Origin of the sequence: Streptomyces phaeofaciens, from assembly GCF_014648915.1 — a bacterium.
Lineage (GTDB): Bacteria > Actinomycetota > Actinomycetes > Streptomycetales > Streptomycetaceae > Streptomyces > Streptomyces phaeofaciens.
Genome location: NZ_BMSA01000018.1, coordinates 119,306 through 134,158 on the forward strand (window position 1 = coordinate 119,306; position 14,853 = coordinate 134,158).

The window sequence follows — 14,853 nt, forward strand, 5'->3', positions numbered from 1 at the left end:
GCCAACTAGACGACTGGTCTATTCGGGGAGTACGGTCGGAGGCATGCCAGCCAGCACAGCACGCAGCACCGACACCCGTCGGAACATCCTCGACGCCGCCCGGCGGATCATGGCCCACAAGGGCTACTCCGCGGTCGGCCTCAACGAGGTGCTTGCGGAGGCTGGCGTGCCGAAGGGCTCCTTCTACCACTATTTCGCCTCCAAGGACGCCTTCGGCGAAGCCCTGCTGAAGAGCTACTTCGACGAGTACCTCGCCGACATGGACCGCGTACTCGCGCAGCCCGGCCGGTGCGCCGCCGAGCGCCTGATGGCCTACTGGCAGCTGTGGCGGGAAACGCAGAGCTTCGACGAGTGTCAGGGCAAGTGCCTCGCCGTGAAGCTCGGAGCCGAGGTCTCCGACCTGTCCGAGCCCATGCGGCTGGCACTCAAGGAGGGGACGGGCGCGATCGTCGACCGGCTCGAGCGGACCATCACCGGCGGTCTCACGGACGGATCGATCGTGATCGACGGCGCGCCGCGCGAAACGGCCCAGATCCTCTACGACATGTGGCTCGGTGCCAGCGTCATGGCCAAGATCCACCGTAGTCTCGAACCCCTCGACGCCACCACGGCGATGACCCGCCGGCTCCTGCACCTGTAGGGGCGGTCAACGCCCCCTGATCCGGGAACCGCCGGATCAGGGGCATTTTCCCGCCGGTCACTAGTCGACCGGTCTACTCATAGGAGAACCGCATGAAGGTCCTGATCGTCCTCACCTCACACGACGAGCTCGGCGACACCGGCCGCAAGACCGGCTTCTGGCTGGAGGAACTGGCGGCGCCCTACTACCACTTCAAGGAGGCCGGCTGGGAGATCACCCTCGCTTCCCCCAAGGGCGGCCGGCCGCCGCTGGATCCCAAGAGCAACGAGACCGCTTTCCAGACCGAGCAGACCCGCCGGTTCGAGTCCGACGCGGAGGCGACCGCGGCGCTGGCGAACACCGTGCGCCTGGACTCCGTCTCGGCGGCGGACTTCGACACCGTCTTCTACCCCGGCGGCCACGGCCCGCTGTGGGACCTGGCCGAGGACGCCGACTCCGCTCGTCTGATCGAGACGACCCTGCGCTCGGGCAAGCCGCTCGCGCTGGTCTGCCACGCTCCCGGCGTCCTGCGCCACACGGTCAACGAGGACGGCACGCCGCTGGTGAAGGGCCGGAAGGTCACCGGATTCACCAACTCGGAGGAGGAAGGAGTCGCACTCACCGAGATCGTCCCCTTCCTCGTCGAGGACGAACTCAAGCACCTCGGCGCCGTCTACTCCAAGATCGGCGACTGGCAGCCCTACGTCGTGGCGGACGGCCTCCTGATCACCGGCCAGAACCCGGCATCCTCGGGCCCGGCAGCCGAGGCCCTCATCAAGCTGACCAACGCAGTCGGCGCCTGAACGGCTCACCGCCCTGCACCGGTCGTCTCCGCATCCGTTCGGGCCGGGTGGCCGCTGTGCCGATCCGGTCCGGACGGCCCCCGTATCGCAGCGCAACCCGGTCGGCGGCCACATCCATCCGGGCATGATGCGCGTCAGCGGGTGATCGAGACGGCGAAGGGCGCGAACCCCCTGGACCGGATCACATGAGGGACGAACAGGACTGCGGCCTCGGCGGCCTGTGCGGTCTCGATCCCGCCGAGGTCCGTGATCCACTCCCGGTGCCAGCCGAGGTCTTCGAGAAGCCCGTGGACGACCTGCTTGGCCTCCGCGTCCTCGCCTGAGAGGAAGGCGGTGGGCGACTGGGCGAGTGCGGCGGGCGCCGTCATCACCGTGTAGAGCATGGTGTTGAGCGTCTTGACGACGCGCGTGCCCGGGAGCGCTGCTTGGAGTTGCTCCCCGAGGCTTGAGCCGGGGTAGAGCAGGTTGGCGGGCAGTCCGTCCGGTCCGTCGACGGTGGCGTTGGAGACGTCCACGAGGATCTTGCCCTCCAGCTCCCCGCGCAGCGCGAGGAGCCGTTCCAGCGAGCCGGCGCCCGGCGTGGCGTTGATGACGATCTGCCCTGCCCGGGCGGCGTCGGTGGCAGCGCCTGGCGAGCGGTCCGCCACGGTCACCTGATGCCCGGCCCGGGTGAGGGCTGCGAACAGGCTGCCGCCGACGCGGCCGTTTCCGAGTACGGCGATCATGGTCATGTTGATCTGGGCCTTCCGGTGCTTGTCGTTCTTGCGGTGGTCAGCGCGAGAGCGTCGCGACGGCATCGGCGTGCACACCGGGCGCGGCGGCCAGCAAGCTCGCGCTCTCCGGTGTCCAGGGGCGGCCCTCGGCGTCGGAGATGCGTCCGCCGGCCTCGGCGACGAGCAGTGCGCCGGGCAGCAGGTCCGCCCGAGCCCCGGCGAACTGCCAAAAGGCGTCGATCCGACCGGCGGCCACGTTCAGCAGGTGCAGGGTCGCGGGCACGGACGTCCGCACCACCAGGGCGTCGAGCAGCATGGCGGTGATCGAGGAGCCGATGCGCCGTACGATCGCTTCGTCTTCGTCCGGCCTGGCCTGACTCGTGGCCACGAGGCTCAGTCCGAGGTCCGTGGCCTCGGAAACGCGCAGCGGCCGGCCGTCGAGGTAGGCGCCGCCGCCCGCGAGCGCGGTGTAGGTGTCACCGGTCAACGGCAGGTGGACCGCGGTGAGCACCGGCCGGTTCTCGCGCACGAGCGTGGCCGTCACCGCCCACTCCTGGAGGCCGTGCAGGTGATTGACGTTGCCTTCGGCCGGATCCACGACCCACCATTCGCCGGGAGGCAGGGCCCCGCCCTCGAGCTCTGCCTCCACCCAGCCGGCTTTCGGCCGCAGGAGTGCGAGGCGTGGCCGCAGGACATCGAGGACCGCGCCGTCGTTGGCGGCGAGCGCGCGCATCAGCTCTTCGCGCGTCCGGTACCGGACCACGCCGCCGAACCGCTCGCGCAGTGCCGATCCCGCCGCGCTTACGGCGATCGCGGTCTGCGCGAGCAGGTCGGCGTCGGACGCGGCAGCGGTGACTGTGGCACTACCAGCGTTCTGAATGGATTCGGGCATGGCGGTACTCCCATCTCGGCAGGGGGGCTAAGGCGAGGGCGAAATCTTCGATCTTTGCGCCCGCACCTCGAAGGTATGAGCACGAAGCATTAACCTCAAGTGCATGTAAAGCATGGCTAGAGTGACTCACATGCAATTGGATTTGAACCTGCTCGCCGCGCTCGACGCACTCCTCGAGGAAGGGAGCGTGGCCGGCGCGGCCGCGCGCCTGCACGTGACCGCCCCGGCGATGAGCCGAAGCCTCGGCCGGATCCGGAGAACGACGGGGGATCAGATCCTGGTGCGGACCGGGCGCACCATGACCCCGACGCCGTACGCGATCGCCGTTCGGGAACAGGTCCATGACCTGCTGCAGCAGGTCCAAGGCGTGCTGGCGCCAAGCCGTGAACTCGATCTCACGACACTCGAGCGCACCTTCACGCTCCGCTGGCATGATTCTCTCGTCGTCCTTGGCGGCCCCGCGCTTCTCGCGGAAGTGCGCAGGCAGGCGCCAGGCGTGCGGTTGCGCTTCATCGCGGAATCGAGCATCGACACCCCCGGGCTGCGTCGCGGCGAAGTCGACCTCGAGGCGAACGCGAACCGCCCGACCCAGCCCGAAATCCGATCCGATCGGGTGGCCGAGACCCGCCAGGTCATCGTCATGCGGCGAGGGCACCCGCTCGCCCGCGCCGAAGCCGTCACCGCCGCGCGATACGCCGAGGCCGAGCACGTCACGATCTCGCGGCGCGGAAGGTTCGACAACGCCCTCGACGAGACGCTGGCGCGGCTCGGCCTCACCCGACGTGTCGTGGCGACCGTGCCCACCGAAGGGGCCGGATTCGAGTTCGTGCGCGAGTCCGACCTCCTGGTCACGGCCCCCGAATCCACGACACACTCAGCGGTCGCGGATCTCGGGCTGGTCCTGCTTCCGCTGCCGTTCGAACTGCCCCCGGCCCCGGTGTACCTGTCTTGGCATCAGCGCTATGACACCGACCCCGCGCATGTGTGGCTACGTGACCTGGCGCGGACTGCGTTGGCCGGTCCGACCGGAGGCGGGAACCAGTCAACGCCTTGACAACTCCGGCCGCCTGGCCGCAGCCCGCGCCGATCCGGCTCCGTTCACGGGTTGCGGGGTCCGGCACTCATTCCAAGGTCACCGGGTCCTCGATCCCGGCCTCGGCGAGGACGAGGTTCTGACGGTCGGTCGACTGCTGGTCGGTCGACACCCGCTGGTGGACGAGGTTGGCCATGCCCCGTTCCTGTGGACCCATCAGACCCCTGGCTCTCATCAAACCCTGTCATCAGCCGTCATCGGTTCTGATGGGATCCGTGCCGTCGCGAGGCGCCGCGATTGTCCGGGTTCATGGGGCGCGCATGGCGCCTGTCGTCATTCGATCGTTTGACGACAGGCGTGCGGTCGAGGGCCGGCTTGGCTCCGCGCCGAGCGGCGTACCGGTCTCAGTCGGGCAGGCCCCAGAACGAACCGTGCAGGCCGACTTCGGCGAAGTAGGAGGCCGCGGCGGCAGGGTCACGGCGAACATGGCCCGCGTCCAGGCGCCCGGTGTACCAGTCGCCGGCGAAGCGCCACAGCGTGGGCAGATCCATGACGTAGCCGCGCTCGTGCCCCGTCCTGTGCAGCCAGGCGTCGACGCAGTCGGTGGAGCAGAACAGGCGCTGGTTGCCGCAGGTGTGCACGACGTCGTCCCAGGCCCGGCTCATGGGGGTGAGGAAGTGGGCCACCTGGTCGCCCTTCGGGGGGCGCCTCCCGGCCGACGACCCAGGCGTGCGGGGTATCGCAGGCCGGGCAGCGGGTGGCGACCAGGACGTCGGGCTCGTCCTTGAGCAGGTGGGGCAGGGCGAACGAGTTTTGGACGCCGGCGGTGAAGCTGCAGCGGCCGAGCAGGTTCAGGTTGCGGTGCTTGAGCGGCGATGGTGTCTGCGCGCGGGTAGTACTGGTCGACGTGCGCGAGCCGGGCCCGGGTCAACGCCTCGTAGCCGGGGTTCACCACCGGGGCCAGGGTGACGGAGGGGAGATCAACGCCGCGAACAGCACACCGGGACCGGACACGCTCAGACTCGCGCGCAGGTGCAATGGCTGGGCTGGGAACACAGGGGCACCGGCCGCCCAGAGCGCTCCGCCCACTTGGCGGTAACCGGCTCGTCCAGCACTTCCGGCGCGTGGTGGGCCATGGCCTCCAAGACGGCGCGGACCGCCTCGGTCACCAGCTCCAGGCCGCGGGCGTACTTGAAGTCGATGCGGCAGCGCACCGCGATGTCACCGCCTCCCAGTGGTCGAGGCCGCCCGCGCCAGTCGACCATTTCCATAAGCTATGAATATAAAAACGCTATGCTTCGAGCATGAGTCGTCAAGACACCGCTCCTGGCGCGTCCGCCGCCGTCGGGGCAGCCCTCTACGGCCTGGCCACCAGGGCCGCGAGGCGCCTGCCCCGGGACATGAGCCTGACGTCCGCCGCCACCCTGGCCACCCTGGACCGGACCGGCCCGCGGCGCATCACCGATCTGGCCGCGGTCGAGGGCGTCACTCAGCCCGCGATGACCGCCCTGGTACGGGTGATGGAGGAGTCCGGCCTGGTCGAGCGGCGGGGCGACGCGTCCGACAAGCGGGTCACGCTGGTGTGCCTGACCGAGGCCGGCGCCTCCTATGTCCGGACGCGGCGCCAAGCGGGCGTCCACGCGTTCGAGCGGTTGATCGGCGAGCTCACCGACGACGAGGTCGAGGCGCTGGTGGCGGCCCTTCCGGCGCTGAAGCATCTGGCAGAGCTCGAAAGCCAGGACCGCGAAAGGCCGAAGCAGTGACCGGGCAGCCGGACGACGGGGTCGCGGTGAAGGCGTTCCCGGTGGCGCGTACCGAGGCGCGGCTGCTGGTCCCCGCCCTGATGTTCATCGCTCTGGTCGTGGCGGCGGTCGCCAGCCTCGGGACGCCGCTCATCACCAGCGTGGCGACCTCGTTCCACGTCTCGCTCGGCAGCGCGCAGTGGACGCTGACCGTCGCGCTGCTCAGCGGCGCCGTCGCCACGCCGGTCCTGGGCCGGCTCGGAGCCGGCCCGTACCGGCGGGCCACGATCCTCGCCACGCTGGCGGTCGTCGTCGCCGGCAGCGCGCTCACCGTGCTGCCGCTGCCGTTCGCATGGCTGCTGGCCGGCCGGGCGGCCCAGGGCGTTGGGCTCGGGCTGACGGCGCTGATGATGGGCGTGGCCCGGGACCACCTCCCCGAGGAGCGCAGCGCGGCCGTGATCGCCCTGATCTCGGTGGTCTCGATCATCGGGGCCGGCGTCGGCTACCCGCTGGCGGCACTGCTCGCCGAGCTCGGCGGGGTACGGGCCGCCTACGGCCTCGGCCTGGTCGTCACCGCCGCCGCCCTCCTGACCGCGTGGCGCTCCATGCCCGAAGCCCCCGAAGGCCGCTCCGCCCACGTGGACGTGGCAGGCGCGGTCGTCCTGGCCGCCGCGCTGCTCCTGGTGCTGTTCCTCGCCGGCGAACGGAGTCTGTGGAGCCGGCACCTCGCCGTGGCGGCGGGCCTCGCCGTCGTCGCGGTGGTGCTGCTCTGCGTCTGGGCGGTCATCGAGCTGCGCAGCACGACGCCCCTGGTCGATGTGCGGGCGGTGCGGCACCCGGCGGTCGCCGGGGCGAACCTCGCCATGTTCGTCGGCGGGATCGGCATGTACCTCCTGCTCACGCTCATCACCCGGTACGCGCAGACGCCGCACGGCGCCGGCTACGGCTTCGGGCTGACGACCTTCGTCGCCGGGCTGGTCCTCATCCCGTTCTCGGTGCTGGGGTTCGTCGCCGGCAAGCTCACGCCGACGGTCCGGACACGGATCGCCGACCCCCTGCTCCTGGCCGGCAGCGCCGTCGTGGTCGGCGGCGGGTTCGCCCTGTTCGCGGCGGCCCGGTCGGACCTGGCCGAACTGTTCGCGGCGATGGGCGTGCTCGGCTTCGGCGTCGGCGGCTTCTCGGCCGCGATGCCCGGCGTCATCCTGGCCGTCACCCCCAAGAGCGAGACGTCGAGCGCAATGAGCTTCAACTACGTCGTCCGCAGCGTCGGGTACTCCCTGGGCAGCGCCATCGGCGGCCTGATCCTCGCCGCGGGCACCGGCCCCGGCCACCTCTTCCCCGACGACAGCGCCTACACCACCGCGGCGCTGGTCGGCATCGGCGCCATGGCGATCACGGCGCTGACAAGCCTCGCTCTCGCCCGCCGACGCGCGTCCGCGACCAACCCGTAAGTCAGATGCACTCATCCCCACACTGGAGGTTCCATGCCCAAGGGCTACTGGGTCAGCGTCTACCGCACCATTTCGGACCCTGAGAAGCTGGCGGCTTACAACAATCTGGCCGCTCCGGCCGTCAAGGCCGGGGGCGGCCGGGTCCTCGTCCGTGGCGGTCGGGTCGTGGCGCATGACGCCGGAATCGCCGAGCGCACCGTCCTGATCGAGTTCGACAGCTTCGAGCAGGCCGTCGCGGCGCACGGGAGTGCGGCCTACCAGGAGGCGCTGGTCGCCCTCTCCGACGGCGTCGAGCGCGACTTCCGCATCGTCGAAGGCATCGACTGACCGAAGTCCGTAACCCGGTTCTGAGCCGCTGCGGCGCCGGCCGCCTGTCGTTGTTCTGGGCATGTTGACCGATGCCCAGTGGGCCAGGATCGAGCCTCTGCTGCCGGACCGGACTCCTCGCCGAGGTGGACGCATGGCCACCGGCTCCGTCGAGGCAGCTACGGCGGCCGGCCACCCGCCTTCGACCGCGAGTCGTACAAACAGCGCAACACTGTCGAGTGATGCATCAACCGCCTCGAACAGCGGCGCGGCATCGCCACCCGCTACGAGAAGGCCGCCACGATCTACCTGGCCGGACTCCACGTCGCGGTCGTCCTCATCCGGTCAGCGCCGTGATCCAAGAGAAACGGCCTAGTGCTCCTGAATCGGGAAGTGCGGACGGCGTACGGCGAGAGCCGCGACGTCGTCGTCGAGCCGTCCGCCGCTGTAGCGGAGCAAGTCCCTGTTCAGCTGGTCCAGCAGCTCACGGGGCGGGGTCTCCCGGTGGCTGCGCATCCAGTCCGGCAGCGGGAAGAACGTGCCGTCGTGGTCGCGGGTCTCCGTGACGCCGTCGGTGTAGAGCAGCATCTGATCGCCGGGGACGAAGGCGACGGTGTCGACGTGGTAGTGCTCTCCGAGAAGTGCCGCGAGATTGAGGGGGGTGGAGGGGCGGGTGGGCTCGAGAACGTGGACTTCGTCGCTCTGAACGAACACCGGTGGTGGGTGACCGCAGTTGAGGACCTTGATGTGGTCGCCGCCGTGGGGGATCTCGGCGATCAGAGCGGTGGCGAAGTGCTCTTGCTGGTCGTCAGCGGGGATCGAGGCGCTGTAGCGGGTCATGGTGATCTGCAGTCGATGGATCAGACTCCTCAGGTCGGGCTGGTCGTACGCGTTCTCTCTGAAGCAATTGATCACTGCCGCGGCCGCCCCCACCGCCGACAGGCCTTTGCCGCGTACGTCGCCGATGAGCAGGCGGACTCCGTACGGCGTGTCGGCCGCCTCGTAGAAGTCGCCTCCGATCCGGGCCTGCTCCTGGGCCGCCCGGTACAGCGACTCGATCTCGGTGCCCTGGATACGGTGCGGCAGCGGACGGAGCAGCACCTTTTGCGCCGCGTCGGCGACGAGCCGGACCTGGAAGAGCGTCTCCTCGCGCTGGAGCCGGAGATGGCTCGCGTAGGCGGCCGCGAGGGTGACCGCGGCGATCGCGGCAGCCGTGTACGGCGTTCCCAGATCGGAGTGGACGAAGCTGATGCCGATCATGGCCAGAAAGCAGAATGCCCCCAGCAGGACCGTCGGGAGCACGGGCCACAGTGCGGCTGCGAGGGCGGGTGCCGCGGGCAGGAGGCGGCTGAAGGCGATCTCTCTCGGAGTGGCGAAGGCCAGGCCGGTGACGAGGACGGTGACGAACACCGGTGACAGCAGTACGGCCTGCCGCTGACCGCCGTAGGGACGGTGGCGGCGTCTGTGCCGTGCTGACCTGGTCATAATGTAGATCTTATCGGGATGAAGTGGTCACCAAAGGGGTCCGCCACTCTCCGATCGGCGGTCGTCGGCCTGGCGCCGTGTCGCTGACTGCCGGGCGATGGGCCGGCGCCCATGCCGGCCGGGCGCGCGAGGGCAGCCGCAGTCCACTCCGGGCGCATCGCCGAACCACAGGGGAGCCGGGCCAGGGGGGCGACACCCCGAAAGATCTCCCGAGTCCCCTTTGCTCGACCCCTGCCACGGGCGCCGCGCTGCTCCATGCGCGTGTACCGGTGGTGTCGGCCGAGGCTGTTGCCAGGCACGGGCGCAACGATCGAAAGGCGCGGGTGAAGGCTCACGTGGTGCAGGCGAGAGGAGTTCCCGGATGTCGGAACGTGCTGGCTGCGGCGTCGATCGGCGGTCGGTGTTGAAGACCGCCGGTGCGGTGTCGGTCACGGCGGCGGGACTCACGGCAGGAGCCCCGGGTGCGGGCGCCGCCGCCGTGCCGCCCGGGGCGTCACCGGACGTCAGCTGGCCGGGCCCCCGGAGCGTGCCTGTCGGGGAAGGCTGGTTGGCCAGACGGTTCACTGCCGGAGACGAGGGTGAACGCTTCAGCAGCCCCGGCGGCGGTTTCTCGGGCGAAGGATGGATTCGGGCGAGGGTTCCCGGGACGGTGCTGGCGACGCTGGTGGCCGCAGGCCGGGTGCCCGACCCGTACTACGGGCTGAACAACCTGCGGATCCCGGATGCCGGCGAGGTGGGTGTCGGCGAGTACACGTACTGGTTCCGCACCCGTCTCGACCTGCCGAAAAGGGCCGGCGAGGGCAGTGGCCGGGTCTTCCTGGAGCTGCGCGGCCTGAACTACAGGGCCGACGTGTACCTGAACGGGGCCAGGATCAACACGGAACCCTTGGTGGGTATGTTCCTCCGTCGTCGGCTGGACGTGACGGACGCCGTCCGGCCGGGGAAGGAGAACGTGCTGGCTGTTCTGGTCACGCCGCCCGACCCGCCGGGTGATCCTCGCTCGGGAGTCGGTGAGTTCGAGCCGGCGGGGACGAGCTGCCAGGGCGGAGACCGGCTCATCGGAAGCAACGTCACGGCCCAGGTGACCGCCGGGTGGGACTTCTGGCAGCCCGTCCGAGACCGCAATACCGGCCTGTGGGACAGAGTCGGCCTGAGTCTCACCGGGCCGCTCGTCTTCGCGTCCGATCCGAAGATCACCACCGAGATCACCTGGCAGGGAAGCCTCGCGGCACGAGCCACCCTCTCCGTCACCGCGTCCGTGCGCAACACGACGGCCATGACCCTTGGTGCTCGACTGAAGGTGCGCATCGGCGAAAGGACCGTGAAGGGCGACCCGGTCACGGTGGAGCCCGGGAGGACGGAGGTACTGACCGCCGCGGTGACCTTGGACGACCCCCGGCTGTGGTGGCCTCACGGCTACGGCGCACCGCATCTGTACCCGGTGACCGTCGACCTCGTGAGCGAAGGCCGGAAGTCACAGGCGTACCGGACGGACATCGGCATCCGGGAGGTGTCCTCCGCCGTCGATCAAGCCACTCTCGGGCGAAGATTCACCGTCAACAAGACACCGATCTTCATCCGCGGCGGCGCGTGGGTAGCGGCGGACGCTCTGCTCAGACTGTCCCCCGAGAACTACGACGACCAGGTCAGGCTGCATCAGCAGGCCAACCTGAACCTCATCCGGGTCTGGGGCGGCAGCATCACCGAGCGACCCGAGTTCTACCAGGCATGCGACAAGTACGGTGTGCTGGTCTGGCAGGAGTTCTGGATCACGGCGGACTGCAATTCCGGTGCGAGCAACCCGGCCGACCCCCAGCTGTTCCTGGACAGCGCCAGGGACGCCGTACGTATGCTGCGCAACCATCCGAGCCTGTGCCTGTGGGTCGGCGGAAACGAGGGACCGCCCCCGGGCGACCTCGACGGTCGACTCGCCGCGATCGTGCAGGACGAGGACGGCACACGCCCCTACGTCTCCTTCTCCACAGATCCTGACGCCGGGCTGGGAACCGACGGCCAGTTCTCGGACGGCCCCTACGGAATCCTCTACCCCTCCCAGTTCTTCGACGGCACCTGGACCACCCACCGGACGAGCACCGGAGCGCCTCAGCCGTTCACGCCGGAGACCGGCTCGGTCGGCACGCCCGTCGCGGAGACGATCCGCGCGATCATGAGCAAGGCCGACGCCGAGGACTTTCCCCAGGTCACACAAGCCACCTGGCCGCCCAACAAAGCGTGGAACTTCCACCTGTGGATCCCGTTCTTCAACGGTGACGACATCACCAAGGACCAACTGGTCCTCTACAAGCAGCCGACCACCCTCGACGAATTCTGCGAACAGGCTCAGGCGGCCCAGTACCAGCAGTACAAGGCCATGCTCGAGGGCCGCAACGCCGCCATGTGGCGCTGGTACACCGGCGGTGTCATCTGGCGCTCCGCGCCTGGCTGGACGGGCCTTCGAGGGCAACTCTACGACTGGTACCTCGAACAGACGGGTGGCTACTGGGGTGTCCGCAAGGCCGGAGAGCCGCTCCATCCCCAGCTCGACCTGAGCAACCTCGACGTCGCCGTCGTCAACAACACCCGTCGTGCCAGCGATCCCGCCCACCTGACCATCACCGTCATCGGCCCGGACGGCCGCGTCGACGAGAGCAGGACCCGGCGGCTCGACATCGGCTCCGTTCCAGCCGTCGACCGGCAGGTCGTCACCAGCCTGGCCGCCGTCCTCGCCCCCGACTCCTTCCAGCTCGTCAAACTGCAGCTGCGGGACGGCCGTGGCCGCCTCGTCGCGGACAACACGGACTGGCTCCACAACGCCCCCGGCCCTCAGCCCGACCTCGCCTACGCCCCCCTGCGGAACCTCGCCCCGACCCCCGTCAGCGCACACGCCACGAGAAGCCGGCGCGGCGGCGAGGACTCCGTCGAGATCGTTCTGCGCAACCGCGGTGACGTCATCGCCTTCCAGGTCCGGATCCAGCTCGTCGACGCGGGCGACGGCAAGCGGGTCACCCCCCTGTTCCTGACGGACAACTACCTCACCCTCCTGCCCGGTGAGACCAGGACCGTCCAGGCACACTTCCGTCGGGCCGGCCGCGCGGAGCGCCACGTCCTCATCAGTGGCTGGAATGCTTCGATCGGCAATTCGGGCCGCGTTCCGATCCGCGAGGAGTGACGACCGCACGCTCGGGGTGGGGCCGTGGGCCGAGTCCATGGGCCGGGCCAGGACGAGGCAGCGTACGCACGGCGTCCTCAAGACGCGCTACTTCCCTGTGGACTTCGCCGGCACGCACAGCCATGCGAGGCCGGCGGCGGTCAGGTAGGCGAGCGCGCCGATGGCCATACTGGTGCGCAGTCCGGTGGCGTAGTCGGTGGCTGCGGCGAGCAGGCTCCCGCCGAGCGCCACACCGACGGCGCTGCCGATCTGGCGGGTGGTGTTGAACAGGGCGGATGCGGCCCCTGCGTACTCCGGGGGCGCGGCACCCATCACGGTGGAGGTCGAGCCGGTGAGGGCGAAGGAGGTACCGAATCCCGCGGCCATCATCGGGGCCACCAGCAACGGGTAGAAGGGGTCGGCTCCCATCGCGGCCCAGCCGGCCAGACCGAGGCCCGCCAGGAGCGTGCCGGAGATCACCAGCGGGCGGTCGCCGGTGCGGCCGCTCAGCCGCCCGGACAGGGCGGAGGCGAACATGGTCATCGCCACCGCCGGGAACAAGGCCAGCCCGGTGCCGAGGGCGGTGAAGCCGCGCTGGTGCTGGAATTGCAGGCTGGCGGTGAACACCATGCCGTAGAAGCCGAAGTTGAACAGCAGGCCGATCACGGCTCCGCCGCTCATCGCGCGAGAGCGGAGCAGGTCCAGCGGGAGGACGGGGGACCGTGCCAGGCGCTCGCGCACCGCGAACGCCGCGGCGGCCAGCACGGCCAGGGCCACGCCGCCGAGGACGGCCGGATCGGACCAGCCCCGCCGGCCGGCCTCGTTGAGCGCCGTGGTCAGCAGTGCCACCGTCGCCACGATCGCGCACTGCGCCGGCCAGTCCAGGGCCCGGTCGGTGCGCCGGGGCGAGCGCGCCACATGCCGCAGCGTCAGCACCATGCACGCCGCGCCGACGGGCAGGTTGATGAGGAACACCCAGCGCCACCCCACGGTGGACACAAGGACGCCGCCCAGCAGCGGACCGGCAGAGGCCGCGATGCCCGCCATCGAACCCCACAGCCCGAAGGCCCGCGAGCGCGCGGCCGGCGCCGGGTAGGCCTGCTGGAGCAGGGCCAGGGAACCGGGCACGATCAGTGCCGCGCCGAGCCCCTCCACCAGCCGGGCGGCAATGAGGAACGGAGGACTCGGTGCGAGCGCGCACGCTGCCGAGGACGCGGTGAACACCGCCACCCCTGAACAGAAGACCCGACGGTTGCCGAGCCGGTCGCCCAAGGCGCCACCGGTCAGCAGGAACCCGGCGAAGACCAGTGTGTACCCGTCGGTGATCCACTGGATGCCGGTGAGCGAGGTCGACAGTTGCCGGCCGATCACCGGCACCGCGACGTTGATGGCCGTGACATCCAGGATCACCATGAAGTATCCGGAGCAGACCGCCAGCAGCGGTGCCCAGGGCGGCCGCTCGGGCTTCGGGGCCGCCTCGGGAGAAGGCGTGGATTCACTGCCGCCGGTCGGCTCGGCGGACGCCATGACCTCAGCTCCATCCCGCTGCGGAAGTACCAGGATGAAAGCCACAGTAAGCAACATATGCTTCGCGCAGCCGGAAGCAGGGTGCACACGTTGCCGACGGCTTCGACCACCGGCGGGCCACCGCGCTCGCCCCGGAGGGCGGCCGGCGGGTCTTGGCCAAGGTGGGCCCGACGACGCCCCGCTCAGCGGAGGGTTTCGTAACGCACCCGATTCGTCGGTCGTTCGACCGATGCCGTCGGCCGCCGCGCGCTCCATCGTGACGGCATGACTGATTCCCCCCACGACGACTCCGTGGAGCAGGCCGGCGCCACCCGCAGGTCCGTCATCGCCACCCTGGGCGGCGCGGCCCTCGGCGTGACCGCCCTCGGATTCGCGGCGTCGCAGGCAGGAGCCTCGCAGGCGGCAGCCGAGGATCGAGGCAGCACGCCCCGAGCCGCCGCCGAACTGGACGCGGCCTGTGTCCTGACGCCCGAGCAGACCGAAGGCCCCTACTACCTGGACCTGGAGACGGTCCGCAAGAACATCACCGAAGGCAAGGCAGGCGTACCGCTCACCCTGCGTGTGACGGTCGTCGATGTCGCGACCTGCTTCCCGTTGCCCAACACGGCGGTCGACATCTGGCACTGCGACGCGCTGGGCGTCTACTCCGGCTATGTCGCGGGCGGCTCCACCCCGGACACCACCTTCCTGCGAGGGGTGCAGCTGACCGACTCCACCGGCGTCGCGGAGTTCACCACCGTCTACCCCGGCTGGTACGTCGGCCGTGCGCTCCACATCCACATCAAGACGCACACCGGCGGGACCGTGTCCAACGGGACCTACCACGGAGGCCATGTCTCCCACACGGGCCAGCTCTACTTCCCCGAGACCTACAACACCAGGATCGCGGCCCTGACCCCCTACCGCGGCAACACGGCCACCCGAACCCTCAACGCGAGGGACGGCATATACCGCAACGGCGGGTCCTCGACCCTGCTGACCGTCACCCAGGTCGGCAGCGACCTCGGCAAGGGAGTGACGGGCACCGTCGTACTCGGTGTCGATCCCGCCGCAACGCCCTGACCACCTCACGACGGCGGCCGGGCGGGCGGGTCCGGAAGGTTTCGCCCCAGAAGCCCGCGGCCAGGAATCGGG

14 protein-coding genes and 1 pseudogene are annotated in these 14,853 nt (G+C 70.0%); 9 read left to right on the forward strand and 6 right to left on the reverse strand.

Going from position 1 to position 14,853, the window contains the following annotated elements:
- The first annotated feature begins 43 nt into the window (after positions 1-43).
- Positions 44-640 (forward strand): TetR/AcrR family transcriptional regulator, encoded by a 597-nt coding sequence (locus IE275_RS27755; protein ID WP_189714161.1) that lies wholly within the window; start codon positions 44-46, stop codon positions 638-640.
- 92 nt (positions 641-732) lie between these two features.
- Positions 733-1,422, forward strand: coding sequence for a type 1 glutamine amidotransferase domain-containing protein (locus IE275_RS27760; protein ID WP_189714162.1), 690 nt, complete (start codon positions 733-735; stop codon positions 1,420-1,422).
- Positions 1,423-1,556: 134 nt separating this feature from the next.
- Here the strand turns inward: IE275_RS27760 and IE275_RS27765 are convergent, their stop codons facing one another.
- Together IE275_RS27765 and IE275_RS27770 are read right to left on the reverse strand one after the other, a co-directional pair.
- On the reverse strand, positions 1,557-2,153 hold the full coding sequence (locus tag IE275_RS27765; protein WP_189714163.1) for an NADPH-dependent F420 reductase: 597 nt from the start codon (positions 2,151-2,153) through the stop codon (positions 1,557-1,559).
- A gap of 40 nt (positions 2,154-2,193) precedes the next feature.
- A complete protein-coding gene (locus IE275_RS27770) occupies positions 2,194-3,027 on the reverse strand; it encodes an inositol monophosphatase family protein (RefSeq protein ID WP_189714164.1) in 834 nt (277 codons plus the stop codon).
- A gap of 130 nt (positions 3,028-3,157) precedes the next feature.
- Here IE275_RS27770 and IE275_RS27775 point away from each other — a divergent pair, with 130 nt between their 5' ends.
- On the forward strand, positions 3,158-4,081 hold the full coding sequence (locus IE275_RS27775) for a LysR family transcriptional regulator (RefSeq protein WP_189714165.1): 924 nt from the start codon (positions 3,158-3,160) through the stop codon (positions 4,079-4,081).
- 383 nt (positions 4,082-4,464) lie between these two features.
- On the opposite strand, the gene merB is transcribed toward IE275_RS27775, so the two are convergent.
- Together merB and IE275_RS27790 are read right to left on the reverse strand one after the other, a co-directional pair.
- Complete coding sequence (merB, locus tag IE275_RS27785) at positions 4,465-4,746, reverse strand: organomercurial lyase (RefSeq protein ID WP_229870627.1); 282 nt, start codon at positions 4,744-4,746, stop codon at positions 4,465-4,467.
- Between the two features lie 330 nt (positions 4,747-5,076).
- On the reverse strand, positions 5,077-5,331 hold the full coding sequence (locus IE275_RS27790; RefSeq protein WP_189714166.1) for a hypothetical protein: 255 nt from the start codon (positions 5,329-5,331) through the stop codon (positions 5,077-5,079).
- Positions 5,332-5,460: 129 nt separating this feature from the next.
- On the opposite strand from IE275_RS27790, the gene IE275_RS27795 reads away from it, so the two are divergent.
- The 4 genes and pseudogenes from IE275_RS27795 to IE275_RS46170 form a co-directional block, all read left to right on the forward strand.
- Complete coding sequence (locus IE275_RS27795; RefSeq protein ID WP_189714247.1) at positions 5,461-5,823, forward strand: MarR family winged helix-turn-helix transcriptional regulator; 363 nt, start codon at positions 5,461-5,463, stop codon at positions 5,821-5,823.
- Positions 5,820-7,253, forward strand: a complete 1,434-nt coding sequence (locus IE275_RS27800; RefSeq protein ID WP_189714167.1) for an MFS transporter — start codon at positions 5,820-5,822, stop codon at positions 7,251-7,253. Before IE275_RS27795 ends, IE275_RS27800 begins: the two co-directional genes overlap by 4 nt.
- A 33-nt stretch (positions 7,254-7,286) precedes the next feature.
- Positions 7,287-7,580 carry a DUF1330 domain-containing protein gene (locus tag IE275_RS27805; protein WP_189714168.1) on the forward strand — a complete coding sequence of 98 codons (294 nt, stop codon included), beginning with the start codon at positions 7,287-7,289 and terminating at the stop codon, positions 7,578-7,580.
- Positions 7,581-7,718: 138 nt separating this feature from the next.
- Positions 7,719-7,916 (forward strand): annotated as a pseudogene (locus IE275_RS46170) (IS5/IS1182 family transposase); the annotation flags it as partial.
- A 15-nt stretch (positions 7,917-7,931) separates the two neighbouring features.
- Here the strand turns inward: IE275_RS46170 and IE275_RS27810 are convergent.
- Positions 7,932-9,044: a PP2C family protein-serine/threonine phosphatase gene (locus IE275_RS27810; RefSeq protein ID WP_189714169.1), complete on the reverse strand. Its 1,113-nt coding sequence runs from the start codon at positions 9,042-9,044 to the stop codon at positions 7,932-7,934.
- A gap of 361 nt (positions 9,045-9,405) precedes the next feature.
- On the opposite strand from IE275_RS27810, the gene IE275_RS27815 reads away from it, so the two are divergent.
- A complete protein-coding gene (locus IE275_RS27815) occupies positions 9,406-12,213 on the forward strand; it encodes a glycoside hydrolase family 2 protein (RefSeq protein WP_373299295.1) in 2,808 nt (935 codons plus the stop codon).
- A gap of 87 nt (positions 12,214-12,300) precedes the next feature.
- Here IE275_RS27815 and IE275_RS27820 read toward each other — a convergent pair whose 3' ends face one another.
- Complete coding sequence (locus IE275_RS27820; RefSeq protein ID WP_189714171.1) at positions 12,301-13,719, reverse strand: MFS transporter; 1,419 nt, start codon at positions 13,717-13,719, stop codon at positions 12,301-12,303.
- A gap of 264 nt (positions 13,720-13,983) precedes the next feature.
- Here IE275_RS27820 and IE275_RS27825 point away from each other — a divergent pair, with 264 nt between their 5' ends.
- Positions 13,984-14,781: an intradiol ring-cleavage dioxygenase gene (locus IE275_RS27825; protein WP_189714172.1), complete on the forward strand. Its 798-nt coding sequence runs from the start codon at positions 13,984-13,986 to the stop codon at positions 14,779-14,781.
- Positions 14,782-14,853 lie beyond the last annotated feature (72 nt).

Coding starts and splice junctions, on each gene's coding strand:
- IE275_RS27760 (WP_189714162.1), top strand. CDS start 733: ATGAAGGTCCTGATCGTCCTCACCTCACACGACGAGCTCGGCGACACC.
- IE275_RS27810 (WP_189714169.1), bottom strand. CDS start 9,044: ATGACCAGGTCAGCACGGCACAGACGCCGCCACCGTCCCTACGGCGGT.
- IE275_RS27765 (WP_189714163.1), bottom strand. CDS start 2,153: ATGACCATGATCGCCGTACTCGGAAACGGCCGCGTCGGCGGCAGCCTG.
- IE275_RS27770 (WP_189714164.1), bottom strand. CDS start 3,027: ATGCCCGAATCCATTCAGAACGCTGGTAGTGCCACAGTCACCGCTGCC.
- IE275_RS27795 (WP_189714247.1), top strand. CDS start 5,461: ATGAGCCTGACGTCCGCCGCCACCCTGGCCACCCTGGACCGGACCGGC.
- IE275_RS27805 (WP_189714168.1), top strand. CDS start 7,287: ATGCCCAAGGGCTACTGGGTCAGCGTCTACCGCACCATTTCGGACCCT.
- IE275_RS27815 (WP_373299295.1), top strand. CDS start 9,406: ATGTCGGAACGTGCTGGCTGCGGCGTCGATCGGCGGTCGGTGTTGAAG.
- IE275_RS27825 (WP_189714172.1), top strand. CDS start 13,984: ATGACTGATTCCCCCCACGACGACTCCGTGGAGCAGGCCGGCGCCACC.
- IE275_RS27790 (WP_189714166.1), bottom strand. CDS start 5,331: ATGGAAATGGTCGACTGGCGCGGGCGGCCTCGACCACTGGGAGGCGGT.
- IE275_RS27755 (WP_189714161.1), top strand. CDS start 44: ATGCCAGCCAGCACAGCACGCAGCACCGACACCCGTCGGAACATCCTC.
- IE275_RS27820 (WP_189714171.1), bottom strand. CDS start 13,719: ATGGCGTCCGCCGAGCCGACCGGCGGCAGTGAATCCACGCCTTCTCCC.
- IE275_RS27775 (WP_189714165.1), top strand. CDS start 3,158: ATGCAATTGGATTTGAACCTGCTCGCCGCGCTCGACGCACTCCTCGAG.